Here is a 26,915-nt window from a genome sequence, read left to right as displayed (position 1 = left end):
CTGGGGCCTCCCCAGGTGATTTTTATTTAAAACCAAAACAGAAGTATGGAAAAGATAATCGTAACTGAAAAAGCAAAAGAAGTAATCGGGCAGCTGAAGGAGCGCTACGGCGATCTGATGTTTTACATGAGCGGCGGCTGCTGCGAAGGCTCGCAGCCCATGTGCTATGAGAAAGGCGAGTATAAACCCGGCTCCCGCGACGTGCTGATAGGGGAGGTGGAAGGTAGTGAATTCTATCTGTCGGAAGAACAGTATCAATACTATTCGTACTCCCAGCTGCTGTTGGATGCGGCCCCCGGCATGGGCGGCGGCTTTTCGCTGGAAAGTGTGCTGGGCATGGCCTTTAGCGTAACAACGCATGCGCTTATCGCGAAGGAGGATGCCGGAGTAGTATAGCTGGCCTGTCTTGCGTATATTTAAATAAGTATAAACAGAACGAAGTATGCCGCACTTGCCCTTGTTCCCACGCCTGGTTGCCGGTAAAGCTTTCTCCGGGAAAGCGCTGAAACTAGTGCCGCTGTATAAGCTGAAACAAGCCAGTGCACAGCCTGCTTCTTTTGCAGAGGCCTCCCCTGAGTTTAGCAGCCCCGTTTGCTATGCGCATCTGAAAGGCTTCCGGGAGGGGTTTGAGGAGTAGGGCGCATACGGCGCAGTGATAGGTAATGCAACGAAGGGGCATGAATCAGCAGCTTTACCCGTGGTTCATGCCCCTTCACTTGTTATACTGCAATTTGAGGGCAGGCACGAGAGATATCGCGTAGAGATAAAGTATACTATATAAGGTGTATTTTATTTGTCGCATACCATGGAACAGATCAAAGGATACAGTTACGGGGATTCGGCGCTGGATAAGTCCCCCATCACCTTGCAGGATCTGGATTTGCTGAAGAAAACGCTTCTATGGAGCAAGGACGATGAGCGGTATCTGAATATGGCGGGCAAGGTGCTGCAGGATCAGACGGACCAGGTGCTGGATTTATGGTATAACTACGTGGGTAGCAACGAGCATTTGCTTTACTATTTCACGGTGGATGGCAAGCCGGATGAGCGTTACCTCGCCGCAGTGAGAGAAAGGTTCAAGCAATGGGTACTGGACTTGTGCAACCGCCCCTACGACCAGGCCTGGCTCGATTATCAGTACGAAATCGCCAAGAGGCACCACGCCACCAAAAAGAACAAGACGGACAAGGTGGATTCGGTGCCCATCATACACTTCCGGTACATTGTAGCGTTTATCTACCCCATCACCGCTACGATAAAAGATTTCCTGGCTAAGAAGGGAGACTCCCCGCAGGACGTGGAGGGCATGCACAATGCCTGGTTTAAGGCTGTAACGTTAACGGCGCTGCTCTGGTGTTACCCTTACGTGCAGCAGGGCGAGTTTTAACCGGATGCATCCTGTAGTAGAAGTATAACGGAGGAGTACAATGTATGCCTCGCTCCCAAAGGCCATCATTTACCTTCCGGCCATTTTCCTGGGTAGCCAGCTTTACCTGTCACGGGAAGTTTATACTTTGTCCTGAAAGGAGTTCCGGACATGAAGCCATGAAGTGCCGATATGGCCATGTGGCAGGCATAACGCTGCCCCTCATCCGGGAGATTTTATACTTCCAGGGTTTTATGTCAGTCACGGATGCAGCGGTAGCAACCGGAGATGGTGCAGGTGCCTTTCCTGCTCCAAACGTAGCGGCTGCCCGGTAGCTGCGGCAATCCGCTAAGGCCCTATAGGGCTAATGGCAAGGCGACTGTTTAAAAGTAGAGGTTTGTAAACACGCCTTCGCCATCTGCTTTTTTTCAACTATACTGTACCGCAGTTTGTCACCGTGGCCTACGCCACGGTCTTTACATTGACTGCAATGAAGCCCTTCGGCCCTTTCTCAATCTCAAAGGTAACTTTGTCGTTTTCTTTCACCGGGCTGGTTAGCTCGTTCTGATGGACAAAAATACTTTCCTGGGATTCATGGTCTTTGATAAAGCCGTAGCCCTTTGATGAATTGAAGTGGGTTACGGTTCCCTTTCGTATCAGGTCTGCCGGATCAGGGTCCTCCTGCTTCGGCACCCCAATCTGGATGTCTTCCTGCTTTATTTCTTTCTTTTTCTTCGGATCCGGAGGCGTAGAAGTGATATTGCCATCGTCGTCGATGTAGGCGAGCATAGAATCCAGACCCTTTCCCTTGCTGGAGTTGGTTTTGCGTTCCTCTCGTTTAAACTCTTTATCCTCTTTTTTCTTCTTTCGTTTTTTCTCCTTCTCTTTCTTACTGAAGGTTTCCTGTGATCTACCCATACTTTAATTTTGGTTTATACTTTATACTTGTCCCGTCTGCGCTAAGTTGCTCAATAGCGGAACAGGAAATTTGTGCCGTTGCGTATCCACTTCTCAAAGAAGGCGTTGTCATTAAACTCACCCGATAGCAACTCTTTTTCCGGAGCGTTTTTGCTCTTGCGGGCATCCATGAAGCTCGGAAGGGAATCCTGGTTAATGGGAGACCATTCCCGGCCCTTTTGATGTGCCACGCACAGGTATTCCCCTGTTACTGTGTCAACAATATACTTTCTGTTCATCTTGGCTGTTGTTCTCTAAGTCTGCCCACGTCTACCGGAACATTCATTTGTTCCCGGGCGCAATAAAAAAGCCTTACATGATGTAAGGCTTTTCCTATGGGATATCTGCTAAACTAAACGCGCTTTACATTCACTGCGTTCAGCCCTTTCTTACCATCCTGAAGATCAAAAGTCACCTCGTCGTTCTGCTGGATTTCGTGTATCAGTCCGGATACGTGTACGAAGTACTCTTGATTTGAATTTGCATCCTTAATGAATCCGAAGCCTTTCGAATCATTGAAGAATTTTACTGTTCCTTTATTCATGTTGTTTTGTTTATTATATACCTATTACATTCCGGCAGGTATATCCGTTCAATATTTTCTACAAGATACGATAAAAAGTTTACAATAACGGAATTGTTTTCAACTCGTGGTTAATTGCTGCCTGTAAAGCCGCCTTGGCAGCCTTCTCCGGCGTTTCTGACACTAACAGGCGTTACCCGCCAGTTTCAGGGAGTTGCCAACAGGATTTATCCGGCGTATACCGTTTGTATGTCGCTTAGCCGGGTAGTATAGCTGGGCGACTTGAACTCGCTCTTGAGCTGCCACGAGGTATTAACACCCTGCGCCGCCACCCATACTTTTCCCCTGCCAAACCTGTCGGTGAGGCCGTCGACAGCCTCCATTAGCCTGCCATGCTTTTCCCTGTTCACCGTGTCCAGCAGGTTAAGCTGTACCTGGCGCTCCGGCACGATCTCGGTCACGATAACCCCCGACTTCTTGAACCAGTAGCCCTCTCTGTAAATTTCCTTCAGGGCGATGCCGGCATAGTGGATCAGCTCCATATCTGAGTTGGTGGCCACGGGCAGGCAAATGGTCTTGCTGTTGTAGTATTGCCTGTCGTGCTCGGAGAAGGTGTTGGTGGTAACGAAAACGGTAACCAGCCTGGCGCAGCTTTTCTGCTGCCGTAGCTTTCTGGCGCATTTGGCGGCATAGGAGGCGGTGGCTTCCTGCAGTTCATCCAGGGTCGTTATTTTCTTCCCGAAGCTCCTGGAGGTGCAGATGCCTTTCTTGGCCGGTAACGCCTCCTCCAGCTCCAGGCAGGGTTCGCCTTTTAGCTCTTTCTGCAGCCGCAGCCCGACAATGGTCATGTGTTGCTTGACCCAGCTCTCCGGCAGGTTCGCGAAGTCGAGTGCTGTATGTATGTTTCGCTTCTTCAGGAACTTGGCGTATTGCCTGCCGATGCCCCACACATCCTCAATTTTAGTTGCCTCCAGGGCTTTCCGGATGTGGCGCGGATCGGTTAGCACCAGCACCCCGCCCGCCTTTGCCGATTTCTTGGAGAGCCGGTTGGCTATCTTGGCCAGCGCCTTGGTGGGAGCCACGCCCAGACTCACCGGAATTCCCGTCCACTGCTGCACCGTGCGCTTGATGGTCTTTGCGTAGGAGGGAAGGTCCACCCCGTACAGGCCGCCAAGGTCCAGAAAGCACTCATCAATGGAGTATACCTCCACGTTGGGCGTAAACAGCGACAGCGTCTGCATGACCCGGTTGCTCATGTCGCCATACAGCACGTAGTTGGAGGAGAAGACATGCACCAGCCCGCGATCGGCCAGGTTTCTGATCTTAAAGTATGGCTCGCCCATCGGAATGCCCAGGGCCTTTGCCTCGCTGCTGCGCGCAATCACGCAGCCGTCGTTGTTGCTGAGCACCACCACCGGCTTGCCCTCCAGCGATGGGTTAAATACCCGCTCGCAGGAGGCGTAGAAGTTGTTGCAGTCGCATAGGGCAAAGAGCGATGTCATAGCTTTACAGGTTTGTGCAGCACCCACACCACCACCCCCCACACCCGCATGTCCATCTCCTCGGTTACCTCTATGGGCTTGAAGGCGGGGTTGGCTGGCACGAGAAAGGCCTTGTCTCCTGCTTTTTTAAAAGTCTTTACCGTGAACTCCCCATTCAGGAAGCACACCACCGGAACCCCGTCAGCCGCTTTCAGGGACCTGTCTATCACCAGAATGTCGCCGTCGTGGATGTTGGCCTCTACCATGGAGGAGCCTTTCACGCGCATCATAAAGGTGGAGGTAGGGTTCTGCACCAGGTACTTCCCCAGGTCGATGCGGTCCTCCAGGTAATCATCGCTCGGGCTCGGGAAGCCGCACTCTACGTACGAGTAGAAGAAGGGTACCTCTATGTCGCCCAGTAAGTCAAAGTCAAGGGGCTCAAGTAAATGCGATGCAATCGGGACAATTTTTGCGCTGCACATATCAACTTATACTTTATGTTGTGCTAATATAGTTAGCAAATACGGAATTAAAGAAGATAAAAGCTAAATATATTAGTTTAATTACTGGAGCAAGGCGGGCTAAGCGAGATAACACAATATGTCCTTTGGCAGGCTTGCCTGTGTTTGCTGAGGCTATTTGCCCCGTTAGTGACGGCCTATGCGCCGGTTTTAAAAAGAGGGCAGGCTGTATACTACCGGAGAAGTGCGTTAAAATTTATCTTCCCCGTGCTGCTGCATTGTTGTAAAATGTGCTATTTTTGTAGCAGTGTCCATGCCTGTTATCAAAAACATACCCTGTCTTTCAAAGCAACTTGTGTTGCTTTTTTCACTGTTTTGGGCATTTTTGCTCTGCGGGCAGGGGAGCCAGGCCTTTGCCCTGGGTGCTCCTGAAAGCCACGTAAGCTCCCGGGGAGAGACCTTGTCAGAAACCTCCGATACCTCTGAATTGAGTATGGGAGACCTGCAACTGGCTGAGGATGCTACCACTTCCTCAGGCTCAGTTAAGCCGCAGCAGGCCGAGGTATTCGCTAACTCCACTTCATTTCGGGCTCCCACTGACGAGGAAATACCTCCTTATGCTGCCAGAGCACCGGGACAAAGCTTCCTGAACAGGATTTTCCCTACTGCCATTCAGCCTAACGCTCCCTAGTTTCCCCCCTTTTTGTACTGACTACAGGCCTGTAGTTATATAAAGCTAATTCTCATTTAGTTCTGCTATTGCGGTGCAGGTTATACAGCCTCTGTGCTTGCCGCATGGGATGTTGGTGCCTGCAAAACGACCAAGGAAGGCGCGATCTATCAGTCGGTCATTAGCTGATCAGATCAGCGATGCTGGTCCTGTGCGCTGCAGATAGCTGCTCTTTGTGCTCGTTTCTGCAAACGCCCCTGGTTTTTTTGCTGCAGGGGAAGCAGGAGCAGCCCAGCTCTGCCGCATTCCTGCGAGGAGATCTTTATACTTTTATGGAATAACATCACCTAAAAACCATACTTATACTTATGGCTTATCCATCAATTTTTGCCTTCATAGGAGGCGTTGGCGGTACCGAGATGGTACTCATTATTTTCGCGATTCTGTTGCTTTTCGGAGCTAAGCGCATCCCTGAACTGGCACGCGGCCTTGGGCGCGGCATCCGGGAGTTTAAGGATGCCACCAACGAGATAAAAAGCGACCTGGAAAACTCGATAAACGACAAAAACCAGGATAAAAAGTAAAGGCCGTAAAGCTGGAAGTGCTGCAGGTATGGTGGCAGGGGGCCAGTAGGCGCCAGCTGCCATACCTGCTCAGCGCCCGAAGGCAGGGCGAACTTCTTTAGAGCCTCTTAAAATGGAAATACTCCGCTTCTTAATAGATTTTATACTTCATATCGATCAGCACCTGGTGGAGCTGGTGCGGGAGTATCATACCTGGATTTACCTGATCCTGTTTCTGATCGTGTTCTGCGAAACGGGCCTGGTGGTGACGCCCTTCCTGCCCGGCGACTCGCTGCTGTTCGCGGTAGGTGCCCTGGCTGCGGTTCCGGATTCGGAGCTGAGCCTGCCCCTGCTGCTGGGCTTGCTTATTGTGGCGGCCATTCTCGGCGACTCCTTTAACTACTACACAGGGTCCAGGATCGGCAACCGCATCTACCTGCGCGATTACTGGTTCATGCGACGATCTCACATCGACCAGACCCAGCGCTTCTATGAGCGCTATGGCGGGCGCACCATTATCTATGCCCGTTTTGTGCCCATCGTGCGCACTTTCGCCCCCTTTGTGGCGGGGGTGGGGCAGATGAACTACAGAAGGTTCCTGTTCTTCAACGTGATAGGTGCCCTGGTATGGGTGATCTTCTTCACGATGATGGGCTACCTGTTTGGTAACATGCCGGTGGTAAAAGACAACTTTTCCCTGCTGATTCTGGCCATCATCGTGCTTTCCATGGCCCCGCCCGTTGTGGGGGCAATCAAAAGCCACCTCAACAAAAAGAAAAACACGCTTGCCAATTAACCCCACGATTCAAAAGTCAACCAATTTCTTTATGAAAAAATTATCGATTTTTACCTGGGCCGCTATACTTAGCATTACGGTGGTGGCCATTGTCACTGTGCTACAGCAGTATGGGGTGCTGGCCCTTCCGGAAGAGGTGCTCAGGGTGGTGCGCTGGATGTGTATTGCCGTGCTGGTTGCTTTCGGGGTGCGCAAGCGCTCCCTGACTGTCTGGATCCTGATCAGCATGGTGGTAGGTGCCGAGATTGGCTATGATTTCCCGGAGGTGGCTACCAGCCTGAACGTGCTGAGCAAGGTCTTCCTCAAGCTGATCAAGACAATCATCGCGCCGCTGATCTTTGCCACGCTGGTAGTGGGGATTGCCGGGCACGCCAACCTGAAGCAGGTGGGAAGCATGGGATGGAAAGCCCTGCTATACTTTGAGGTGGTAACCACGATAGCCCTGTTTATAGGCCTGGCGGCCATTAACATAAGCAAAGCCGGTGTGGGCATCGATGCCGGCCTGGCCCAGACCCATGAGGAAATACAGGAAGTGCCCGCACAGACCACGTCTGAGATCATCCTGCACGTTTTCCCGGAGAACATCGCCAAGTCCATTGCTGAGGGCCAGGTGCTGCAGATCGTGGTTTTCAGTGTGATATTTGCGATTGCCCTGGCCATGGTGCCGGAGAAGAAGCGCAAGCCCATGCTGGACTTCTGCGAGAGCCTTGCCGAGGTCATGTTCAAGTTCACCAAGATCATCATGTACTTTGCACCGGTGGGGGTAGGGGCTGCTATTGCCTACACGGTGGGGCACATGGGCTTTGGCATACTGCTAAACCTGTTCCAGCTGCTGGCCACGCTGTACGTGGCGCTGCTGGCGTTTGCGGTGCTGGTGCTGTTGCCGATTGCCCTGATTGCGCGGGTGCCGGTAAAGCGATTCCTGCAGGCTATCTCAGGGCCGGTTTCCATTGCATTTGCCACTACCAGCTCGGAGGCTGCCCTGCCCCGTGCTATGGAGGAGATGGAGAAACTGGGGGTGCCGCGGCGCATTGTGGCCTTCGTGATGCCGACAGGCTACAGCTTTAACCTGGACGGTACGACGCTGTACCTGGCACTGGCCTCGGTGTTCGTGGCCCAGGCCGCAGGCGTGGACCTGTCGCTGGAGCAGCAGCTGGTGATTGTATTTACGCTCATGCTCACCTCCAAGGGGGTGGCCGGCGTGCCGCGCGCTTCGCTGGTAATCCTGCTGGGGACAGTAGCCTCGTTTAACCTGCCTGTGTGGCCGGTGTTCGCCATCCTGGGCATAGATGAGCTGATGGACATGGCCCGTACCTCTGTGAACGTGACCGGTAACTGCCTGGCTACGGCCGTAGTAGCCCGCTGGGAAGGGGAGTTTGACCCGCAGCCGGAGGTTGGGTTGGTAGAGACAACAAACCCGGAAGCTGCACCTTTGGTTGAACAAGAAAGCAAGATACATGTTTAGGGTGCAAATGAAACCATTCCCTGATGCAGGGTTTGCACATGCGGCAGCCGCGAAGCACAGCGGTTGGCCCCATCAAAAGCCCCTTGGCATACTTCCAACTGCCTGATATGGTGAAAAGAGCTGCGCTTAGAGCAAGCGCAGCTTCAACACTTTTTTAGCAGTATATCCGAATTTTGCCATTTAAAGTAGCTCAGGTTGATGTAACTTAGAGCCGTGTTCCTAAAAACTAACTAAACTCTGGCTCTTCGCGGGCCTTTCCCTATAGAAATGGATAGTAATATATCGTTCTGGATTTTCTTTAATTTATTTGTGATAGTGATGCTGGTGTTGGACCTTTTCGTCTTTCACCGGAAGCCGCACGCGGTAACGCTTAAGGAGGCCCTGCTGACCAGCTTGTTCTGGATAGTGCTGGCCCTCGGGTTTAATGTGCTGGTGTACTACTGGCGCGGAGAGCAGGCGGCCATGGAATTTCTGACAGGCTACCTGATAGAGAAGTCGCTGAGCGTCGATAACCTCTTCGTGTTTATACTTATATTCGGCTACTTCGGCGTGCCGCTGAAGTATCAGCATAACCTCTTGTTCTGGGGGGTGTTCGGGGCGCTGGTGCTCCGGGCTATCTTTATACTTGTCGGGGTGGCCTTGATCACGAAGTTCCACTTCCTCATCTACATACTGGGCGCTTTCCTGATATATACCGGCATCAAGATGGCCATGAGCAAAGGGGCCGAGGTAGACCCGGCGGATAACCCGCTGGTGAAGTGGGCCAGCCGCCACCTGCCCATCACCAAGACAGCGGTAGGAGGCAAGTTCTTTACCAAAGTAAACGGTAAATGGCACGCCACCCCCATGTTCCTGGTACTGATCATGATCGAAAGCACCGATGTGGTATTTGCCGTTGACTCCATCCCGGCCATCCTGGCCATCTCAAAGGATCCGTTTATCGTTTATACTTCTAACGTGTTCGCGTTGCTTGGCCTCAGGGCCTTATACTTTGCCCTGGCCGGAATAATGCAGCTGTTCCACTACCTGCACTACGGGCTGTCGGTTATACTTGCCTTTATCGGCGTGAAGCTGCTGATCAGCGATTTTTACAAGATCGACATGGGGTATGCGCTGATGGTGGTGGGGGCTATCCTGGCCATCTCCGTAATCGCCTCGCTGCTCTTCCCGAAGAAAGACAGCGAACTGCCAACGCCGCCCAAACCAGACGAGGAGTAGGGGGAACGCTGCCGCATGGGGTGGCGGGCTGCTTGAGGGGCAGGCACGAGGCTGCCTTATATTTAAATGACGTGACGGCAAACCAGACAAGTAAACAGGGGAAATAATGTACATAACTTAAAAACAGCTAATGACAGTATCAGTAGAATTGATTCTATTCGGGGTATCCATCCTCTTCTTTCTAAGTATATTGGCCGGAAAGGCCGGCTATAAGTTTGGTGTACCTGCCTTGCTGCTCTTCTTGTCGGTAGGTATGCTTTCAGGGAGCGATGGACTTGGAATTCAATTTGAAAACATATACGTAGCGCAGACCATCGGCACGGTGGCGCTCTGTATCATCCTCTTCTCGGGAGGGATGGACACCAAGATAGCTGACATACGCCCCATCATGGCGCAGGGCGTTATTCTGGCCACCTTCGGCGTACTAGTAACCGCCCTGCTGACGGGTGTGCTTATCTGGTGGATACTGGGCATGACCTTGCCTTCGGCCGGCATAGGCCTTGCCACCTCGCTGCTGCTGGCGGCCACCATGTCGTCCACCGACTCGGCCTCCGTGTTCTCCATACTTCGCTCCAAAGGGCTGAACCTGAAAAACAACCTGCGCCCGATGCTGGAGCTGGAAAGCGGCAGTAACGACCCGATGGCTTATATCCTCACCATCACACTGATTGAAATAATCAAGGTGGAGTCCGGGGTAAACTACTGGGCGGCCGGCGGTATGCTGGTGATGCAGTTGGCCATCGGTGCCATCGCCGGTTACCTGCTCGGGAAGCTGGCCGTGCGGGCCATAAACCACCTGCAGATCGACAACGCCTCGCTTTACCCTATCATGGTGTTCACGTTCTGTATCTTCATTTTCTCCTTCACCTACTTTATCAAGGGCAACGGCTTTCTGGCAGTGTACATCGGAGGGTTGGTTATCGGCAACTCCAAGTTTGTGCACAAGCGCTCCTCGCTCAACTTCTTCGACGGGATGGCCTGGATGAGCCAGTTGCTGATGTTCCTTACGCTGGGGCTCCTGGTAAATCCGCGCGAGCTGGTTCCCATCATCATACCGGGGCTTTTGATAAGCATCCTGATGATCTTTGTGACGCGCCCGCTCAGCGTGTTTCTGTGCCTGGCGCCTTTCCGTAAAATGGGTGTCAAGGACAAGCTCTTTGTGTCGTGGGTGGGGCTGAGGGGGGCGGTGCCGATCATCTTCGCCATTCTGCCGCTGGCGGAGGATGTGCCCCATGCCCGGCTGATGTTCAACATCGTGTTCTTCTGTACGCTGGTATCGCTGGTTGTGCAGGGCACCTCGCTCTCTAAAATGGCCGTATGGCTGGGGCTGGCCGATAAGCCAGATGAGCTGCAGAAACTGAAGGACTTCGATGTGGAGTTCTCCGATGAGATAAAATCTGTGATGACGGAGATGCGGGTAACGGCGGCCGCCTTTAAAAACGGAAACCGCCTGATGGACCTGCCCCTGCCCGACAAGACGCTGGCCGTAATGGTGAAGCGGGAGGGGAAGTACTTTGTGCCTAAAGGCAACACAGAGCTGCTGGAAAATGATGTGCTCCTGCTGATAACCGATGATCAACAGGCGCTGATGGAGACGATGCGGGGGATGGGCACAGCCGGAACGACGGCCTGAACAAGCACGCCACATCCGAGATAAGAAACTATGGAAATAATCATTCTGGTACTTTTAACACTGCTTAATGGGTTCTTCGCCCTTTCAGAGCTATCTATTATATCAGTTAACAAGAGCAGAATAGCCGAGAAAGCCCAGCAGGGGAACCGAAAGGCCCAGACGGTGCAGCGGCTGCTGGCGTCTCCGGAAGACTTCCTTTCGGCCATTCAGGTGGGCATCACGCTGATTGGTATCATTACAGGTGCTTATGGCGGCGCTGCCCTGTCGGATGACGCCAGCGAGTTGATTAGACAATCTGCCTTCCTGGCCCCTTATGCCGATACGCTCGCCATTGTAGTGGTGGTGGGGGTGATCACCTACTTCTCCATTGTGGTGGGGGAGTTGATCCCCAAAACCCTGGCCCTTGCCAACGCCGATGCCATTGCCCTGACGGTGGCCCCCGTCATCAGCTTTTTGGCTACTATAACCCGGCCCCTGGTGCACCTGCTGTCAGGCTCCACCAGCTTTGTAACCAAGGCCCTGGGGGTGAAGGAGCCGTCGGAGGAGAAGCTGTCGGCAGGGGAGATACGCCAGATCATCAAGACTGCCGGACGGCAGGGGGTGTTGGCGAAGGACGACCTGTTGCTGCACCAGAATATCTTCACCTTCTCGGGGCAGCGCGCCAAAAATCTGCGCACGCACCGCATGGAGGTGGAGTATGTGGATATCAACCAACCGCTGGAGGCGATAAAGGAAGTGGTGCAGCAAAGCGGCCACACCAAGTTCCCCGCCGTGAGCGGCAGCTTCGACAATGTGGTGGGCATCCTGACGGCCAAGCGCTTTTACGAGTACCTGGCAGAGAAGGAGGAAGTGCCCCTGGAGAGCATTTTGCAGGAGCCTATTTTCGTGCCTGAGACCATGCTGGCCAGTGCGGTGCTGAACGTGTTTAAGCGGCAGAAGCAGTACCTGGGCATTGTGGTGGATGAGTATGGCACCGTGGAGGGTATTATCACCCTGCACGATATCCTGGAGGGCATTGTGGGGGACTTGCCGGATCTGGAGGAGGTAGAGGAGCAGGAGATCGTGGCGCGGGAGGATGGCTCTTTGCTGATAAGCGGCTCCATAGAGCTGATCGAGCTGAACAGGGCCCTACGGCAGGAGCTGTTTGCCGAGCACAGCGACCATTACGCCACCCTGGCCGGCTTTATCGTCTATACGCTGGGCAGGCTGCCCGTTACCGGTGATAAGCTACCCTACGAGGGGTATGACCTGGAGGTGGTAGACATGGACGGGCACAGGGTGGACAAGGTGCTGCTGATGAAGCGAGACACTGCTCAATCCAGCTAACAAGTCCTGCGCCTTTATACGTTACCCGCAGGGCATCCGGGGGAGTATAAAAACCCTGCGCTATACTTCAGGCAATGTAAAAAACGCATTTATACTTTAAGAGCTTTACCAGCCAAGCCTTTGCCACCTGCAAAGGCTTGTTTTGTTTCAGGCTACTGTGCCGGGTTTATACTTCCGGGAGCCGGCTGCCGTGGCGGTGCAGCTTTGGGAAGTATATTCCTGGTATAAAACAGGAATAATGGTGTTTAAAAAATATGAGTTTCTGTTAAACAAAATAACCGGAAGCATGTAGTATAAACACTAAAATCAGAAATAAACTATGAGGCTGCTGTTTATACTTGCTCTGCTACTGCCCACGCTAACCCTTGCCCAAACAGGCGTCATCACCGGCACGGTGCGGGACCGGAACACCCAGGAGCCCCTCATCGGGGTGTCGGTGCAGGTGGCGGGAACGCAACTGGGCACGGTGAGCAATGAGCAGGGATCCTTCAGGATAGAGGGTATACCGGTGGGCAGCTACACGGTGCAGAGTTCTTACATCGGGTATCAGCCGCAGTCCAGGTTCAATGTCAACATAACGGTGGGCAACGTGCAGATCCTTAACTTCGAGCTGGCACCGGCTACCAGCCAGCTGCAGCAGGTGGAGGTGGTGGCCGACCGCCGGCAAAGTGCTGCCGTGGCCGACCTGATTACCCCGCTCTCCGTGCAGAGCCTTACGACAGAGGAAATCCGCAGCAACCCCGGCGGTAACTTTGATATCTCGAAGGTCGTGCAGGTGCTGCCGGGCGTGGCTACCAACGGCACCAGCGGCGGCCGCAACGACCTGATTATACGCGGCGGTGCACCCAACGAGAACGTGTACTACCTCGATGGCATCGAAATCCCGCTCATCAACCACTTCAGCACGCAGGGCAGTTCGGGCGGGGCCACGGGCATCCTGAACGTGTCGTTTATAGAAGACCTGAAGGTAAGCTCCTCGGCTTTCGATGCGCGTTACGACAATGCCCTGGCCTCGGTGTTTGAGTTCAGGCAGCGCTACGGCAACCCCGAACGCTTTTCGGGCAACGTGCGCCTGAGCGGCTCGGAGTTCGCCACCACGCTGGAAGGACCGGTGGGGGCAAAGACTACCTACCTCGTGTCGGTGCGCCGGTCCTACCTGCAGTTTTTGTTCAAGCTCCTCGATTTGCCCATCCGCCCGAATTACTGGGATTTCCAGTATAAAGTAGACCACAAGCTAAACGATAAAACCTCTATTTCCTTCATCGGGGTGGGGGCTATTGACGATTTCTCGTTTGGCGTGCCGCGCGAAAGTACCCCGGAAAATGAGTACATCCTGCGCTCTACGCCTTACATCAACCAATGGAACTATACTACCGGCGTGGCCGTGAAAAGGCTCATCACCGATGGCTACGTGAACCTGGCCCTGAGCCGCAACGCCTTCGACAACTCCCTGGACAAGTATGAGGCTGCAGAGGAAGGAGAAAACCAAGCCTATACATTAAAAACCAACTCCCGGGAAACGGAGAACAAGCTGCGGCTGGACGTGAACAAGTATAAAAACGGCTGGCGCTATGCTTATGGCGTGTCGGGGCAGTATGCGCAGTTTACCAACGACATCTTCAGCGTGATCCGCAAAGAGCTGCGCGACGAGCAGAACAACCTGGTGCAGCCGGGCGTGACGCTGGACTACAACACGAACCTGGACTTCTTCCGCTACGGCGCCTTTGGGCAGGTGTCTAAGTCGGTGCTGGATAATAAACTGGGGCTGTCGCTGGGCCTCCGCACCGATATGAACTCGTTTACCGAGGAAGGCCACAATCCACTGAAAACGCTCTCGCCACGATTGGCCATTTCTTACCTGCTCAATGATAGATGGACGGTGAACGCCTCGTCAGGCATCTACTACAAGCTGCCTATCTACACGGTTCTGGGCTACCAGGAGGACGGCCGGTACCTAAACAAGCAGGCCGATTACACCCGCTCCATCCACTACGTGCTCGGCACCGAGTTTCTGCCGCGCCAGGATTTGCGCTTCACCCTGGAGGCCTTCTACAAAGACTACAGCAACTACCCGGTATCCATCCGAGATGGCATTTCGCTGGCCAACCAGGGCGGCGACTTTGGCGCGATTGGCAACGAGGCGGTGGTGACGAATGGCAAGGGGCGGGCCTACGGGGCAGAGTTTTACCTGCAGAAAAAGCTGACGGGCACCGTGTTCTCGGTGCTGTCTTATACCTATGTGGTGAGCGAGTTTGCCGGGCTTGACGGACGCTACGTGTCCAGCGCCTGGGATTACCGCCACCTGGTGTCGGGACTGGTAGGCAAGAAGCTGCCGCGTAACTGGGAATTCGGGGCCAAGTACCGGTATGCCGGCGGCGCGCCTGCCACGCCTTTCGACCTGGAAGCCTCGCGCCGCAACTATGCCTCGCTGGGTGTCGGCATTCTGGATTACAGCCGCTTGAACACCGAGCGCCTGCAGCCCTTCAGCCAGCTCGACGTGCGCATCGACAAGAAGTGGAACTTCAACCGCATCACCCTAGACCTGTTCCTGGACATTGCCAACGTGCTGGGTAGCAACACCCCCGGTTTTGACCGTTATACCTTCCAGCGCAACGAAAGCAACACTGGCTTTGCCACCACCGACGGCAACCCGCTGCGCCTGGACGGCAGCAATGGCATTCCGGTTATCCTGAAAAACAACGACGGCAACCTGGTGCCAACGCTGGGCTTTATCGTTGAATTCTAGAAGTCTTGCGTAAAGTATAAACCTGAAGCACCATGCACCTATACTATGAAAAATAGCAAAACACTGGCTCTGCTGAATGCCCTGTTCTTTCTGGTGCATTTAGTGCCCTCGCAGCTAACACAGCTAAAGCTTTTTAATAACCAGACCATCGGCGATGTGTCGGACAAGTATCCGGCGCTTTTTACGCCTGCGGGCATTACCTTCTCCATCTGGGGCGTGATTTACCTGGCGCTGTCCGCCTTCTGTATCTATCATCTACTTAAAGCCTTTAAAGAGCCGGCCCACCATGAGGCAAACGCAGACCTGCAGCGGCTGGGCTACCTGTTTATAGGGAACAACCTGGCCACCGGCCTCTGGACCATCGCCTGGGTAAACGAGTGGCTACTGGTGTCGGTGGTGCTTATACTTATCCAGTTGGTAACGCTGCTGGCCATGCACCTGCGGCTGAATATTTTTGATCATTCCCGCTCTGCAGCCTCGCGCTGGCTGACGCAGGTGCCGCTCAGTTTATACTTTGGTTGGATAATTATTGCCACAGTCGCCAATATCAGCGCGGCTTTAGTAGGCTTAGGCTGGAATGGCTTTGGGGTGGATGCAGCAACCTGGACAGTCATTATGATCGTGGTGTCCACGCTGGTTGTGGCATTCGTCACTATCAGCAGGTCTAACCTGTTTGTGGGGCTGGTGGGCATGTGGGCGCTTTACGGCATTAACCTGAAGCACCGCGAACTAAGTATGGAAGCAAGCTCGCAGCTTATACTTACCGCCTGGGTTGGCCTGGCAGTGCTGGGGATAACGGTCCTTTTTATACTTTACCGCAGCACGTTGGTAAGGGAGAGGGCCTCCGCTACCTCGGGCTAAGTATAAAATTGAGCGGGTTCGGTACCTGCAACGTATAAATTATACTTCCCCGTCTGTCTTTCCGTTAAACTTTGCCCGCTGCCGCTAAGATATACCTGTGCTTTGGCAGGGCCGGGCTTCCCGGTATATCTTTATAGTTTCTTTAGGCAGGATTGAAGTATAAAGCGTATACTTACATCTGGTATACAAACGTAGATGGAAGGACAGAAGCGGATAAGGGTTATTATAGCCGATGATCATATCATTTTGCGGCAGGGCTTGCGCATGCTGCTGGAGCAGGATAAGGAGCTGGAGATAATAGGCGAGGCCAACAACGGCAGGGAAGTGCTCAGCAAACTGGCAGAGTCCGGGGCGGATGTGGTGCTCATGGATATAAACATGCCGGAAATGGATGGCTTTGAGACCACAGAAGCGGTGGGGCGTCAGTTTCCGGAAGTAAAGGTTATTGCCCTGTCGATGCACAACAACCTGCCCTTTGTGCAGAAGATGCTGGCTAGCGGTGCCTCAGGCTACCTGCTTAAAACCACCAGCAAGGACGAGCTTTGCGCCGCCATCAAGCTGGTGGCAGGAGGGGGCAGGTACATTAGCGGGGACATCTCGGTAAAACTGGTGGAGCAGGCATCGCAACCGGTTCCCCAGGCAGCCAGCCAGCTCCTGGACGACAAAAAACTCTCGAAGCGGGAGGTGCAGGTACTCACGCTCATCGCCGAGGGCTATACCAACGCCGAAATCGCTGACAAGCTTTTCACGAGCAAGCGCACCATCGAAACGCACCGGCAGAACATCCTGGAGAAAACACAGGCCAAGAACACGGCTAACCTGATAAAGTATGCCATCGAACACAAAATCATCGGGGTTGATAACCAGCTATAGCAAAAGAGCTGTTGCATAAAGTATAAAGTGGCGCCGGGGTACATAGCCCCGGCGCCGCTTTATACTTTATAGCTTTAGTTTGTACCTAGCCTACCCCTTGGAGCAGAGCTGCTTCATTCTACACTCAATGGCTTTAAACTTTCTGTCATTCTGTTAAGAAACCTGGTAGAAGGTAGGTTAAGCCTCTACTACAAGCCACCAAGATCCTTTCAGGATGACAACAAGGTTAAGGGAATGTAATGGATCTGCCTCGAAGGAGGGAATTACTTTCAAGTATAACTCCCCTCCCTGGAGGGGTTAGGGGGTTACCCCTTCCTTAAAGTATAAATCGCAACTTATACTTTTTGCAGGGACAGCGGATGAAGCGGCAGCCGGACCTCCACCGAGGTGCCCTGGCCGGGAGAGGAGCTAAGGCTGCAGGAGCCGTTCAGCAGTTTTACGCGGTCTTGTATAGAGCTCAGCCCGATTCCTTTGGCAGGCAGCTTAGCCGGGTCAAAGCCAACACCATTGTCCTCTGCCGTAAGGATGAGGGTGTCGTCCTCGTTGCGGAGCAGCAGGCTGGCGGCGGTGGCCCTGGCGTGTTTGAGGACATTGTTGGCCAGTTCCTGGGCAATCCGGTAAAGCACTATCTGCAGGTTCTTATCAAGGTTTTTGGGCAGGTTGGCTACTACGCACTGTAGCTTCAGGGTTTTGCTGCTGAGCGAGTTGGCGATGTCGTGGAAGGCGGCCTCCAGCCCAAACTGCCCCAACACAGCGGGTGTCAGCTCATGCGAAAGGCTGCGCGTTTGGTTGATGGCCTGCTTCAGTATGTGGTCTACCTGCGCCAGGGCAGCCACTGCTTTCGGGTCAGGGGCCGTGCCCTGCCCATGCAGCAGGTCCAGGTGGATTTTAGCTGCGTACAGTTGCTGGCCCACGCCGTTGTGCAGGGCCTCCGATATCCTGCGCCGCTCCTCTTCCTGTGCCTGAAGGATGGCCAGCAGCAATGCCTTCTGCTGATCCAGCCGCATCCTGGTATTTTCAGCCTCCAGTTGCTTCAGCGCCGAGATGTCCTGCACCACGCTGATGTAGTGGGTGGGGGTGCCGGCGGCGTCGCGTTTAAAAACCTTGCCTCTTGTCCGGTACCAGACGGTTTTGCCCTCCTGCAGCACACGGTATTCCAGCGAGTATACCTGCCCGTCGGCGGCAGTACGAAAACGCTCTATAAACCGGTGCAGCGGTTTCCTGTCCTGAGGGTGGGCGCGTTCCAGGATCTTGGCGTAATCCAGGCTGAGTGTCTCGTGGAAGCGGAACTCATTGCCCAGGTAGGCGCTCCGGTTCACAAAATCCACCTTGTTGGTTTGTAGGTTGAAGACCATGATAAAGTCCGGGGTGGCGTCCATGATCTGCTCGATAAACATCGTGTTGTCGCGCAGTTCCCGCTCTGCCTCCTTCAGTTGCGTTATATCGAAATAGGTGACCAGCACCCCGTCGTCAAACTTGCGGGCATACACCTGCGACCATACTTCCCGGTGCTCAAAACGCACCTGGGCTTCCCCCGTCCAGTCGTGGCCCAGCTCAACCACCTCCTTAAAGTTGGCTTGCAGCGCGGCGGGCAGCACACCCGGCGCCTCCTCGCCAAACTTTCTGCCTACCAGGGAGTCGCGGGTGGCAGCGCGCAACAGGTTACTGTTGGTTAGCACGTACTCAAAATCCATGATCTCTCCGTTGCTGTCCCGGATGGCTTTGAGCACCATGATGTTGCTGGAGGTGTTCTCGAGCACGGAAGCCAGGAGTTCCTTACTTTCCTGCATGGCCTCCGTGCGTTCGCTTACCTCCTGCTCCAGCAGGGCGTTATGGTTGGCAATCACCTCCTCGGCCAGCTTGTGCTCATGTATGTCGGTGGCGGCCCCGAACCACTGCAAGGCCCTGCCCTCCTTGTCCTTTATGGGCAGCGCCTGTACCAGAAACCACCTGTACCCACCTGCGGCGTCACGGATGCGGTATTCCTGGCGGAGCGGCCTGGCTTCTTCCGCCGCCTTCGTGAAGTTGTGCCATGCATGCTTCTGGTCGTCCGGGTGCAAGGACTTAAGCCATCCGTAGCCTATGGAGTCCTGCTCTGAAAGCCCGGTGTATTCATACCAGCGCTGGCTGTACCAGCTAATAGCACCGTCAGCGTTGTTTATCCAGAGCATGTCCGGCACCAGGTTCACCACTGTCCGGAAACGGTCCTCACTCTCGCGCAGGGCTTCCTCGGCTTTCCTTTTCTCAGTGATGTTACTGAACAGGACGGCCACGTGATGGGCATCGGGGTTGCCTATCCGGAAGGCATACACATCAAACCAGATGCCCAGGTCATGCACCTCCTCCACCAGCCGTATGGGCTGGCCGGTAAGCGCCACCTGCCCATACTGCTCTATCCAGAAGGGCTCTATGCCTGGCAGCAGCTCCCTAATTGTTTTGCCCTGTGCGTTTTTGATTGAAGTATGCTGCTTAAAGGCAGGGTTTACCTCCAGGTAGCGGTAATCCACAGGCTTCTGGTGCTCATCAAAGTATAGCTCCAGGATGCAGAAGCCCTGGTTTATGGAGTTGAACAGGGTATGGTATTTATCCACTGTGTTTGGCTGGGTTTCGTGCTCCCGCCGCCCGGCTGGGGTTAGCTTGAGGATGGTGTAAAGTATAGCCCCGGCCTCATCTGTTACGGGCGAAGGCTGCACCCGCCATAGTTGTGCCGTCCGGCTTTGCAGGAGGCTGATATGTTGCGGCACCTCATGGCCCAATGCCTTTTGCACCGCCTCGTTTAGCAGGGCTTCAACGGCAGAGGCCGTAGTAGCGTTCCCGACGGTGAAAATATCGGCCACAGACTTACCTGCCATACTCTTTCGGGAGGCGGACATGGCTGTCAGCAGCGCATCGGATGCCGTGAGCACCTCCAAATCAGGAGAAAGAACCAGGTAAAGGTCAGGCACTTTTTCCAGGGCCTTCAGCGTCGCTACCGGTAGTTTGGCGGTTATGTTCATATATTATTTAAACGCGCGGCGTCTTCTAAAGGCTGACGGCTGCCCGCATAAGTTATCCATAAAGCAGGCGCTGTACAACCTGCCGCTTAACTTCTGGAATAAATGTGCTGTAAAAAGCGCTTTACATAGTAACTTGCGGCATTGTTTTCCCGGCACGCCCGGGGAGGCATACCAGATACAGATCCGGAATGCCCGTAAATTTACCATATGTACCTACAGCGTACTTTCCTGCCCTGCGAGAGTGCCGCCATCCTGCATGCGCTGTGGTAGAAGCAAACCAAAACAGGGGCGAGAAAGTATGAACTATAGCCAACGCCTGCAATCAACACGCATGAGAACACATACCCAAGAAACCCAGAACAACCTGACTCCCGAGAAAGCGCTTGAGATTCTGAAGGAGGGCAACCAGCGTTTTATCAACAACCTGAAGGCTAACCGCAACCTGCTGCAGCAGGTAAACGAAACCTCAGAGGGGCAGTTCCCTTTTGCCGCCATTCTGAGTTGCATCGACTCCCGGACCTCAGCCGAGCTGATTTTTGACCAGGGGCTGGGGGATATCTTCAGCATCCGCATAGCCGGTAACGTGCTCAACGAGGACATTCTGGGAAGTATGGAATTTGCCTGCAAGCTGGCTGGCTCCAAGCTGGTGCTGGTGCTGGGGCACACCCGCTGCGGGGCCATTTACGGCGCCTGCAACCACGTGGAGCTGGGCCACCTGACCGGCCTGCTCGACAAGGTAAAGCCCGCCATCGAAAGCGAAAGCACCACCCCGGCAAACGAGCGCACCGGAAAGAATACCGATTTCGTTTACAACGTAACGGTCAACAACGTGCACCACACCATCCGCCGCATCCGGGAGGAGAGCCCGATACTGGCTGCCATGGAGCAGGAGGGAAGCATTAAGATAGTGGGCGGCCTCTACGAAGTGGCAACAGGCCTGGTGACCTTCTATGAGGATTAACCCCACCTTAGCACATTAAGTATAATTTTTGCATCGTAATTAATACGGATGCATCTACGTGTTGCAGGCTGGCCTGGCAGAACCTTTGCCAGGCCAGCCTGCTCTTTTCTGCACCCCCTGTTTTGGGCATATGGGGTTGGTGTGGCCTTAATCGGCTAGGTTCCCTCCACACGTAACTTGCTGCTTCTAGCCGGTCCTGTTTTGCGGTAAATACGTAGTGCCTGCGGTAAGCCGGTATTTTAGAGGTATTAAGCCGTAAAGTAGCCCTGGCTGGTAGCTGCGCCAAGTATAGAACCGTAAAAATCTACTAATATTGAGCTGTCGGGTTAGTGTTCTTAACGAGACTGACCAGGCTGTGAAAACTGGGAGCGGCCATACCTAATCTGGGTGCTGAGGGTGGTCCTCCCTTTTTTCACATTAAAAGATACGATCATTGTTCTCGGATTTTCTTCTCTCCCGATGGCGTTGGAGAGGTAGAAACTTTCATAGCTTCCTATAACCAGGCTTTCACATAATCTTTCATGTGATACCCAACCCCAATGAACGCCTGGTACCAGAAACTTCTGTTTAAAGTCAAACAGTTCAGCGCCGGTACTCTGTGCCGGCGCTGCATTTTTTATGAATACAGCCCGAGTGAAACAATTGGAGGGCTGTTGGCAGTATCAGGAGGGGAACAAGAAACTATAAACCCCGAGGATATGGAAGAGAAAAGACAACTGAAAACGCTGGTGTCGGTGCTCGAGAAGGTGCGCCAGGAGGGCTATACCCTCGATTTCAGGGTAGCAGAGGAAGGCGTGCTGCGCACCATAGATGGCGAGCAGCAGTTCAGGCCCGAGCAGGTGCAAATCGTTAACTTCTACCGCTTTGAGGGCGAAAGCAACCCTGACGACATGGCTATACTGTATGTGCTGGAAACAGACACAGGAGCCAAGGGTACCATCTCGGACGCCTACGGTACGTATGCTGACGAGACAGTGGAAGCCTTTATGAGGCAGGTAAGGGACCTGGGCAAGGACCTGGACAAGCTCAGCCGTTAAGCCGGCAGCTCAATTTGTAAGTGCACCCAACTTTGCAAATATTCACCCATCCGTGAAAGGAGCAATTTTTAAATGGCAAAGCGTAAGGTAACAGAACAGCATAAAACCAAAAGTGAGGCCCCTGTGCCGAAAGGGCGCCTGCTGGCAATAGGCGGAAAAGAGAGCAAGGGGGGAGGAGAAGAGCTAAAGCCGGAGCAGGCCACCAACGTTGATTTTGAGAGTGAGGAAATCCTCAAGTACTTCGTTGCCGCCTTAAAGGGCACTAGCCCTACTGTGGCGGTGTTACCAACGGCCTCCAACATACCCGAAGAGATAGGCAAGGAGTATACCAGGCTCTTCAAGGATCTAGGAGTAGAAAACGTGGAGGTGCTCGATATCCGGACCCGCGAAGACGCGCAGGACCCCAAACACTATGAAATCATCCAGAAAGCGGCGGGGATTTACTTTACCGGTGGCGACCAGCTGCGGCTTACCTCTATTCTGGGGGGCACCAGGCTGCTGCAGCTCATGAAAGAGCGCTATACCTACGAAGAGATCATCATTGCCGGAACCAGCGCGGGCGCCACAGCCCTGTCCACCCCCATGATCTACGAGGCAGACACCCACGGAGGCTTTCTGAAGGGCGATGTCCGCGTCACCACCGGGCTGGAGTTCCTCAAGAACGTAGCCATTGACACCCACTTCATCGAACGCGGACGTCTGGTGCGCATGGCCCAGTGCATTGTCACCAACCCCGGCTGTATCGGCCTGGGGCTGGAGGAGGACACCGCCATCTGTGTCTCGGAGGGGCGCGAGCTGGAGGTATTGGGCAGCGGCCTGGTCACCATCATCGATGGCATGGGTATATCCAAGACGAACATCTACGAAATCGGGACCGGAGAGCCCTTCTCGGTCCGCAACCTGTGTGTGCACCTGCTTTGCCCGGGTGAGAAGTATAGAATACCCACCTGGGACGAACTGCACGTGTAAAACAGGGCAATGGGCGCATCTACCATCCGGCCGGGCCTGCGTTTAGTGGCATTGCTGCAAGGCGGCTACTGGCTGATCACGGGTATCTGGCCATTTCTCCACCTGAAAAGCTTTGTATGGGTAACAGGCCCCAAGCAGGACTATTGGCTGCTGTACACGGTAGGCGTGCTTATTACCGTAATTGGCGGCACCCTGCTGGCGGCGGGCCTGCGGCGGCGGGTGACGCAGGAGATAAAAGGGCTGGGCATGGCCTCAGCGGCCGGTCTGATAGGGATAGATGTATACTATGCCCTGACTGATGTGATCAGAAACATATACCTGCTGGATGCCGTGGCCGAAGCCATACTGATTATACTTTGGCTTTGGGCAGGCTCCAGGGAGGTGAGCGAGAAAAGCGTGTAACCACCACTGAAAACAAATTTTGGATGCAATATGCAAGGGAAACCAAACTTCGCCCCAGACACTACCCGTTAATACCGGAGCTGAACAAAGAGGAGGAACAGGTGCTGAACGGAGAGGCCATGCGCCGGCGCAGCATCGCGATAAGCCTGATGCAGGACTGTCAGACACTGCCCCTGCAGCCCCGCCTGGTGCCAAGCGCGGACGGTGCCCTCAAAGCCCTGGCCTTAACCATACCGGCCTATGCCATGGCGGGCGAGGATAATCCCTGCTGGAAAGTATACGCCGACCTCATCCTTAAACTGCCTTCCTACACCAGGTTCTTTATACTGACGCATGCTTCGGTAAAGGAGAGTGTGCAGGCGTGGGTGCAGCAGCAGGAGCTGGAGCACCGGGTGCAGCTGGCCACCGTGCCCGACGCCATCGAAATGACCGTGTGGGCAGAGGATGACTTTGAGCTGGTGCACGACCCGGAGGGGGTGCCTTACATGGTGCAGCCGCACTCCAACCGCAGGGCAGGCGATGAACTGGCCAGTTACTATGCCGCCAGGGAGTTTGGCTGGCAGCGGGTGAAGGTACCGGTATACTTTGAGGGGGGCAATGTGCTGGTGGGGGATGATTTCTTCCTGCTGGGGGCCAACTACGGTGTGGACACGTTCCTGGACCTGCGCTACATGCTACAGGGGGACGGCAACCATCTGAAGAAAAAACTGACGGCACTCTACCAGCAGTACCTCGACAGGGACAGGATTCTATACTTTATCTGCACCACGCTGCAGCTTCCGGCAGAACAGGAGCGGCCCTTTAAACTAAGCGGCGAAGACTGGAAAGAGATCCTCTACGCCAGGAACACCGAAGGCACCGTGCAGCCCATCTTCCACATCGATATGTTTTTAACGCTGGCTGGCCGCAACGCGCAGGGCAAGTACCAGGTGCTGGTCGGGGACCCGCGCATGGCTTCCCGGATGCTGAGCAATAACTTCGATGACCTGGCCACGCCTGAAGCCTTCGACGAGATAGCCGACCTGCTGGAAAGGCTTAAGTTTGAGGTACTCCGGAACCCGTTGCCGCTGGTGTACGTGGACGATGAGCAGGAGAGGGTGCGGAAGTGGTATTACGCTACCTACAACAATGCGCTGGTGGAAGTAAAGGGGCCGGAGGAGAGAACGGTCTGGTTGCCAACCTATGGCCATGGCAACTGGCAGGAGCTGCAGCAGGTAGACCAACGGAACAAGGAGATCTGGGAGGGACTTGGCTTTACTGTAATCTTGCTGGAGGACTACCACCCGCTGGCGGAGTTTGCCGGCTCCGTGCATTGCATTACAAAGTATGTGGAGCGGGAGTAGCCTTTATACTGGCTATTCCCATCGCCGCTTACCTTTTATACTTCTTCTTATACTTCTTCATCCTCCCAAAGCGCTATCACAGGCTTTTGGCCGTCTATGCTGTAGCCCCGTTTCATCAGGTTGGTGTTAAAGGCAAAGGCGGTTTCCGCCTCCCCGTTCATGGTTACCAGGCCCATGTCGCCCTTCAGGAACTTGGCGTGCATGGTGATGGCCTTCGCAGCGGCTGCTTGCAGCTGCTCACCCCCATACTTTACCTGGGCGTATACTTCGTGGGCAATGGAGCCACGCATGATGATGTCCCCGTCTCCGGTACAGCTGACGGCACAATAGGGATTGTTGGCATAGGTGCCCGCTCCGATAATGGGGCTGTCGGACACACGGCCTTTCATGCGGTTCATGAGTCCGCCGGTAGAGGTGCCGGCCGCCAGGTTGCCTTGCTGGTCCAGGGCAACGGCGCCCACGGTATCGTGCCCGCCGTTTCGCTCCTCCAGAACGCTTTCGTGCCAGGCTTTCAGCTTTTCCTCGGTTACAAAGTAGGCGGGCTCCTTCAGTTCCAGCCCCTGCCTGAGGGCAAACTCCTCTGCGCCCGCGCCTGCCAGGAAGGCGTGCTTACAGTGCTGCATGATCTCCAGCGCCAGTTTTACCGGGTTTTTTACGTAGCGCACACTGCCCACCGAGCCCGAGTTCAGGTTGCGGCCATCCATGATAGCGGCATCAAAGTCGGCCTCCCCAAATTGGTTCAGACTGCCGCCACGGCCCGCGTTGAAGTGTTCGTTGTTTTCCATACTTTCTATGGCGGCCACAACAGCCTCCACGGCACTGCCGCCTTTCTTAAGAATGGCGTTCCCGGCCCTGAGCGCCTCTTCTATTCCTTTTCTGTAAGCCTTTTCCTGGGCTTTAGTCACCTCTCTCCGCTTAACGGTCTCGGCACCAGCATGTAGGGCAATGGCAAATTTTTTCATGTATAGGGTGTGTTCTGTATAGGCAGTGGGTGCCAGAGCTTTTACGGCTGATGCTGCGCGGTGTTGGCGTTTTCGCACAGTTGTGTGCGCCTGACCCCAGGCGCGGAGGCAATGGGTCGCACCATAAAAACAGGAGCCCCTGACCGCGGTCAGGGGCTCCTGTTGTGTTAGCCTACGTTTCTAAATATTATACATGGGCGGCTCGCCTTCACGATGCCGGACCTGGGTGCCTTCATGTTGCCGGATCGGGGTGCCTTCGTAACGCTGCACTGGAGCATTTAAACGGCCTTTTTTATTCTTCCTTTTGTTCATCAGCGCAATGGCTGCGGCGCTGGCTGCCGCCACCATCGTACCAGTAAGTACCGGGTGCATGGAGGCGCGTGTATAGAGGCTCTTTTTCATGACATGGCCTTTGTAGTGGCCGTGTTCCATACCATCGGCGCCAGGCTGATGCAGGGAGCCCTCTGTGTGGCGGGCGGGCGCATCGGTTACCTGCGCCTTCGTCATGAAGGATTTGTTTATCCAATCCATCAGGCTGGGCGCATACTTGTTCAGGCTGCTCATCATCTTCGAGCCGCTGCCCACAAAAATATCGCGCTCCGGGTGGGTGGCGGCATGAAGTATGGCTGCGGCCACTTCCTCCGGGGCATACACCGGCGGCGGCAGGGTAAGTTCATGCTCGGTATAGTTGCGGGCGTGCTGCGGGTAGGGGGTGTCGATACCGGCAGGCTTGATTAGCGTGACGGAGACAGGCGCGGCCTCTTCCTCCAGCTCCATGCGCAAGGCATCCGTAAAGCCCTTTACGGCATGTTTGCTGGCCGCGTACATGCCCTGCAGCGGTATGGCCACATCCGACAGCTCGCTGCCAAGGTTGATGATGGCCCCGCCCCGGTTGCGCAGGTGGCTTGCCGCAATCAGCGACCCGGACACCACGCCCCAGAAGTTGGTGTCGAACAGGCGCCGGTTATCCTCCTCGCTTACCTCGGCCAGCTTGCCGTAAATAGATACGCCGGCGTTGTTTACCCAGGTGTCGAAGCCTCCGTAGTGCCTGATGGCTGTCTCGGCCAGGCGCTGCACCTCCTCGCGGTTGCCCACGTCGGTCACCATGTACACGGCCTCCCCGCCTTCCATTCTGATTTGCTCGGTTATTTGCTCCAGGGCTTCCTCGTTTCTGGAGGCCAGCACCAGCCGGGCGCCTTTCTTAGCGGCTGCGCGCGCCGTTACAAGTCCGATTCCGCTGGAGGCTCCGGTAATAACGATTACCTGCTCGCGGAGGGATTTCAATGATATTGCCATAATCTTAAGT

At 54.5% G+C, this 26,915-nt stretch carries 27 protein-coding genes; 19 read left to right on the top strand and 8 right to left on the bottom strand.

The features are described 5' to 3' along the window. Positions 1-45: 45 nt before the first annotated feature. From C8N40_RS20020 to C8N40_RS22850, 4 genes are all read left to right on the top strand, one after another. Positions 46-396: a DUF779 domain-containing protein gene (locus C8N40_RS20020; protein ID WP_108213583.1), complete on the top strand. Its 351-nt coding sequence runs from the start codon at positions 46-48 to the stop codon at positions 394-396. 46 nt (positions 397-442) lie between these two features. Next, positions 443-637 (top strand): hypothetical protein, encoded by a 195-nt coding sequence (locus tag C8N40_RS20015; protein WP_108213582.1) that lies wholly within the window; start codon positions 443-445, stop codon positions 635-637. Between the two features lie 168 nt (positions 638-805). After that, positions 806-1,387, top strand: coding sequence for a protoglobin domain-containing protein (locus C8N40_RS20010; RefSeq protein WP_108213581.1), 582 nt, complete (start codon positions 806-808; stop codon positions 1,385-1,387). A gap of 158 nt (positions 1,388-1,545) precedes the next feature. Next, positions 1,546-1,701, top strand: coding sequence for a hypothetical protein (locus tag C8N40_RS22850; protein WP_170114167.1), 156 nt, complete (start codon positions 1,546-1,548; stop codon positions 1,699-1,701). Positions 1,702-1,828: 127 nt separating this feature from the next. Here the strand turns inward: C8N40_RS22850 and C8N40_RS20005 are convergent, their stop codons facing one another. From C8N40_RS20005 to C8N40_RS19985, 5 genes are all read right to left on the bottom strand, one after another. Next, positions 1,829-2,284 carry a cold-shock protein gene (locus C8N40_RS20005; RefSeq protein WP_108213580.1) on the bottom strand — a complete coding sequence of 152 codons (456 nt, stop codon included), beginning with the start codon at positions 2,282-2,284 and terminating at the stop codon, positions 1,829-1,831. 50 nt (positions 2,285-2,334) lie between these two features. Then, positions 2,335-2,562, bottom strand: coding sequence for a hypothetical protein (locus C8N40_RS20000; RefSeq protein WP_108213579.1), 228 nt, complete (start codon positions 2,560-2,562; stop codon positions 2,335-2,337). A gap of 113 nt (positions 2,563-2,675) precedes the next feature. Continuing rightward, complete coding sequence (locus C8N40_RS19995; RefSeq protein WP_108213578.1) at positions 2,676-2,867, bottom strand: cold-shock protein; 192 nt, start codon at positions 2,865-2,867, stop codon at positions 2,676-2,678. Between the two features lie 206 nt (positions 2,868-3,073). Beyond that, positions 3,074-4,348: a Y-family DNA polymerase gene (locus C8N40_RS19990; protein ID WP_108213577.1), complete on the bottom strand. Its 1,275-nt coding sequence runs from the start codon at positions 4,346-4,348 to the stop codon at positions 3,074-3,076. Next, complete coding sequence (locus tag C8N40_RS19985) at positions 4,345-4,809, bottom strand: LexA family protein (protein WP_108213576.1); 465 nt, start codon at positions 4,807-4,809, stop codon at positions 4,345-4,347. The genes C8N40_RS19990 and C8N40_RS19985 overlap by 4 nt, the downstream gene beginning before the upstream one ends. A gap of 337 nt (positions 4,810-5,146) precedes the next feature. Here C8N40_RS19985 and C8N40_RS19980 point away from each other — a divergent pair, with 337 nt between their 5' ends. From C8N40_RS19980 to C8N40_RS19935, 10 genes are all read left to right on the top strand, one after another. Further along, positions 5,147-5,479: a hypothetical protein gene (locus C8N40_RS19980; RefSeq protein ID WP_146173612.1), complete on the top strand. Its 333-nt coding sequence runs from the start codon at positions 5,147-5,149 to the stop codon at positions 5,477-5,479. Positions 5,480-5,826: 347 nt separating this feature from the next. After that, complete coding sequence (locus C8N40_RS19975) at positions 5,827-6,042, top strand: Sec-independent protein translocase subunit TatA/TatB (RefSeq protein WP_108213574.1); 216 nt, start codon at positions 5,827-5,829, stop codon at positions 6,040-6,042. A gap of 112 nt (positions 6,043-6,154) precedes the next feature. Beyond that, complete coding sequence (locus tag C8N40_RS19970) at positions 6,155-6,817, top strand: DedA family protein (protein WP_108213573.1); 663 nt, start codon at positions 6,155-6,157, stop codon at positions 6,815-6,817. 31 nt (positions 6,818-6,848) lie between these two features. Further along, the gene (locus C8N40_RS19965) at positions 6,849-8,282 is read left to right on the top strand and encodes a dicarboxylate/amino acid:cation symporter (protein ID WP_108213572.1); all 1,434 of its coding nucleotides are present in this window, start codon (positions 6,849-6,851) and stop codon (positions 8,280-8,282) included. A gap of 267 nt (positions 8,283-8,549) precedes the next feature. Then, positions 8,550-9,500, top strand: a complete 951-nt coding sequence (locus C8N40_RS19960; protein ID WP_108213571.1) for a TerC family protein — start codon at positions 8,550-8,552, stop codon at positions 9,498-9,500. 130 nt (positions 9,501-9,630) lie between these two features. Continuing rightward, on the top strand, positions 9,631-11,133 hold the full coding sequence (locus tag C8N40_RS19955) for a potassium/proton antiporter (protein WP_108213570.1): 1,503 nt from the start codon (positions 9,631-9,633) through the stop codon (positions 11,131-11,133). Between the two features lie 30 nt (positions 11,134-11,163). Next, positions 11,164-12,459, top strand: coding sequence for a hemolysin family protein (locus tag C8N40_RS19950; RefSeq protein WP_108213569.1), 1,296 nt, complete (start codon positions 11,164-11,166; stop codon positions 12,457-12,459). Positions 12,460-12,778: 319 nt separating this feature from the next. Beyond that, positions 12,779-15,205 carry a TonB-dependent receptor gene (locus tag C8N40_RS19945; protein WP_108213568.1) on the top strand — a complete coding sequence of 809 codons (2,427 nt, stop codon included), beginning with the start codon at positions 12,779-12,781 and terminating at the stop codon, positions 15,203-15,205. A gap of 45 nt (positions 15,206-15,250) precedes the next feature. Next, the gene (locus C8N40_RS19940) at positions 15,251-16,066 is read left to right on the top strand and encodes a hypothetical protein (RefSeq protein WP_108213567.1); all 816 of its coding nucleotides are present in this window, start codon (positions 15,251-15,253) and stop codon (positions 16,064-16,066) included. A gap of 195 nt (positions 16,067-16,261) precedes the next feature. Continuing rightward, on the top strand, positions 16,262-16,939 hold the full coding sequence (locus C8N40_RS19935; RefSeq protein ID WP_108213566.1) for a response regulator: 678 nt from the start codon (positions 16,262-16,264) through the stop codon (positions 16,937-16,939). A gap of 335 nt (positions 16,940-17,274) precedes the next feature. Here the strand turns inward: C8N40_RS19935 and C8N40_RS19930 are convergent, their stop codons facing one another. Next, positions 17,275-19,935 carry a sensor histidine kinase gene (locus C8N40_RS19930; RefSeq protein ID WP_108213565.1) on the bottom strand — a complete coding sequence of 887 codons (2,661 nt, stop codon included), beginning with the start codon at positions 19,933-19,935 and terminating at the stop codon, positions 17,275-17,277. 331 nt (positions 19,936-20,266) lie between these two features. On the opposite strand from C8N40_RS19930, the gene C8N40_RS19925 reads away from it, so the two are divergent. The 5 genes from C8N40_RS19925 to C8N40_RS19905 all read left to right on the top strand — a co-directional run bounded on the left by C8N40_RS19925 (position 20,267) and on the right by C8N40_RS19905 (position 24,647). After that, a complete protein-coding gene (locus C8N40_RS19925; protein WP_108213564.1) occupies positions 20,267-20,896 on the top strand; it encodes a carbonic anhydrase family protein in 630 nt (209 codons plus the stop codon). Positions 20,897-21,594: 698 nt separating this feature from the next. Further along, on the top strand, positions 21,595-21,933 hold the full coding sequence (locus C8N40_RS19920) for a hypothetical protein (RefSeq protein ID WP_108213605.1): 339 nt from the start codon (positions 21,595-21,597) through the stop codon (positions 21,931-21,933). A 72-nt stretch (positions 21,934-22,005) separates the two neighbouring features. After that, complete coding sequence (locus tag C8N40_RS19915) at positions 22,006-22,902, top strand: cyanophycinase (protein WP_108213563.1); 897 nt, start codon at positions 22,006-22,008, stop codon at positions 22,900-22,902. A gap of 9 nt (positions 22,903-22,911) precedes the next feature. After that, positions 22,912-23,304 (top strand): hypothetical protein, encoded by a 393-nt coding sequence (locus C8N40_RS19910; RefSeq protein ID WP_108213562.1) that lies wholly within the window; start codon positions 22,912-22,914, stop codon positions 23,302-23,304. A gap of 23 nt (positions 23,305-23,327) precedes the next feature. After that, positions 23,328-24,647, top strand: coding sequence for a hypothetical protein (locus tag C8N40_RS19905; RefSeq protein ID WP_108213561.1), 1,320 nt, complete (start codon positions 23,328-23,330; stop codon positions 24,645-24,647). A 47-nt stretch (positions 24,648-24,694) separates the two neighbouring features. Here C8N40_RS19905 and C8N40_RS19900 read toward each other — a convergent pair whose 3' ends face one another. Further along, positions 24,695-25,609 carry an isoaspartyl peptidase/L-asparaginase family protein gene (locus C8N40_RS19900; protein ID WP_108213560.1) on the bottom strand — a complete coding sequence of 305 codons (915 nt, stop codon included), beginning with the start codon at positions 25,607-25,609 and terminating at the stop codon, positions 24,695-24,697. Between the two features lie 180 nt (positions 25,610-25,789). Next, positions 25,790-26,905, bottom strand: a complete 1,116-nt coding sequence (locus C8N40_RS19895; protein ID WP_108213604.1) for an SDR family oxidoreductase — start codon at positions 26,903-26,905, stop codon at positions 25,790-25,792. Positions 26,906-26,915 lie beyond the last annotated feature (10 nt).

Origin of the sequence: Pontibacter mucosus, assembly GCF_003054055.1 — a bacterium.
Lineage (GTDB): Bacteria > Bacteroidota > Bacteroidia > Cytophagales > Hymenobacteraceae > Pontibacter > Pontibacter mucosus.
Note: the sequence above shows the minus strand (reverse complement) of the source record. Positions and strands in the feature narration are given on the sequence as shown.

Coding starts and splice junctions, on each gene's coding strand:
- C8N40_RS20020 (WP_108213583.1), top strand. CDS start 46: ATGGAAAAGATAATCGTAACTGAAAAAGCAAAAGAAGTAATCGGGCAG.
- C8N40_RS20015 (WP_108213582.1), top strand. CDS start 443: ATGCCGCACTTGCCCTTGTTCCCACGCCTGGTTGCCGGTAAAGCTTTC.
- C8N40_RS20010 (WP_108213581.1), top strand. CDS start 806: ATGGAACAGATCAAAGGATACAGTTACGGGGATTCGGCGCTGGATAAG.
- C8N40_RS22850 (WP_170114167.1), top strand. CDS start 1,546: ATGAAGTGCCGATATGGCCATGTGGCAGGCATAACGCTGCCCCTCATC.
- C8N40_RS20005 (WP_108213580.1), bottom strand. CDS start 2,284: ATGGGTAGATCACAGGAAACCTTCAGTAAGAAAGAGAAGGAGAAAAAA.
- C8N40_RS20000 (WP_108213579.1), bottom strand. CDS start 2,562: ATGAACAGAAAGTATATTGTTGACACAGTAACAGGGGAATACCTGTGC.
- C8N40_RS19995 (WP_108213578.1), bottom strand. CDS start 2,867: ATGAATAAAGGAACAGTAAAATTCTTCAATGATTCGAAAGGCTTCGGA.
- C8N40_RS19990 (WP_108213577.1), bottom strand. CDS start 4,348: ATGACATCGCTCTTTGCCCTATGCGACTGCAACAACTTCTACGCCTCC.
- C8N40_RS19985 (WP_108213576.1), bottom strand. CDS start 4,809: ATGTGCAGCGCAAAAATTGTCCCGATTGCATCGCATTTACTTGAGCCC.
- C8N40_RS19975 (WP_108213574.1), top strand. CDS start 5,827: ATGGCTTATCCATCAATTTTTGCCTTCATAGGAGGCGTTGGCGGTACC.
- C8N40_RS19970 (WP_108213573.1), top strand. CDS start 6,155: ATGGAAATACTCCGCTTCTTAATAGATTTTATACTTCATATCGATCAG.
- C8N40_RS19965 (WP_108213572.1), top strand. CDS start 6,849: ATGAAAAAATTATCGATTTTTACCTGGGCCGCTATACTTAGCATTACG.
- C8N40_RS19960 (WP_108213571.1), top strand. CDS start 8,550: ATGGATAGTAATATATCGTTCTGGATTTTCTTTAATTTATTTGTGATA.
- C8N40_RS19955 (WP_108213570.1), top strand. CDS start 9,631: ATGACAGTATCAGTAGAATTGATTCTATTCGGGGTATCCATCCTCTTC.
- C8N40_RS19950 (WP_108213569.1), top strand. CDS start 11,164: ATGGAAATAATCATTCTGGTACTTTTAACACTGCTTAATGGGTTCTTC.
- C8N40_RS19945 (WP_108213568.1), top strand. CDS start 12,779: ATGAGGCTGCTGTTTATACTTGCTCTGCTACTGCCCACGCTAACCCTT.
- C8N40_RS19940 (WP_108213567.1), top strand. CDS start 15,251: ATGAAAAATAGCAAAACACTGGCTCTGCTGAATGCCCTGTTCTTTCTG.
- C8N40_RS19935 (WP_108213566.1), top strand. CDS start 16,262: ATGGAAGGACAGAAGCGGATAAGGGTTATTATAGCCGATGATCATATC.
- C8N40_RS19930 (WP_108213565.1), bottom strand. CDS start 19,935: ATGAACATAACCGCCAAACTACCGGTAGCGACGCTGAAGGCCCTGGAA.
- C8N40_RS19925 (WP_108213564.1), top strand. CDS start 20,267: ATGAGAACACATACCCAAGAAACCCAGAACAACCTGACTCCCGAGAAA.
- C8N40_RS19920 (WP_108213605.1), top strand. CDS start 21,595: ATGGAAGAGAAAAGACAACTGAAAACGCTGGTGTCGGTGCTCGAGAAG.
- C8N40_RS19915 (WP_108213563.1), top strand. CDS start 22,006: ATGGCAAAGCGTAAGGTAACAGAACAGCATAAAACCAAAAGTGAGGCC.
- C8N40_RS19910 (WP_108213562.1), top strand. CDS start 22,912: ATGGGCGCATCTACCATCCGGCCGGGCCTGCGTTTAGTGGCATTGCTG.
- C8N40_RS19905 (WP_108213561.1), top strand. CDS start 23,328: ATGCAATATGCAAGGGAAACCAAACTTCGCCCCAGACACTACCCGTTA.
- C8N40_RS19900 (WP_108213560.1), bottom strand. CDS start 25,609: ATGAAAAAATTTGCCATTGCCCTACATGCTGGTGCCGAGACCGTTAAG.
- C8N40_RS19895 (WP_108213604.1), bottom strand. CDS start 26,905: ATGGCAATATCATTGAAATCCCTCCGCGAGCAGGTAATCGTTATTACC.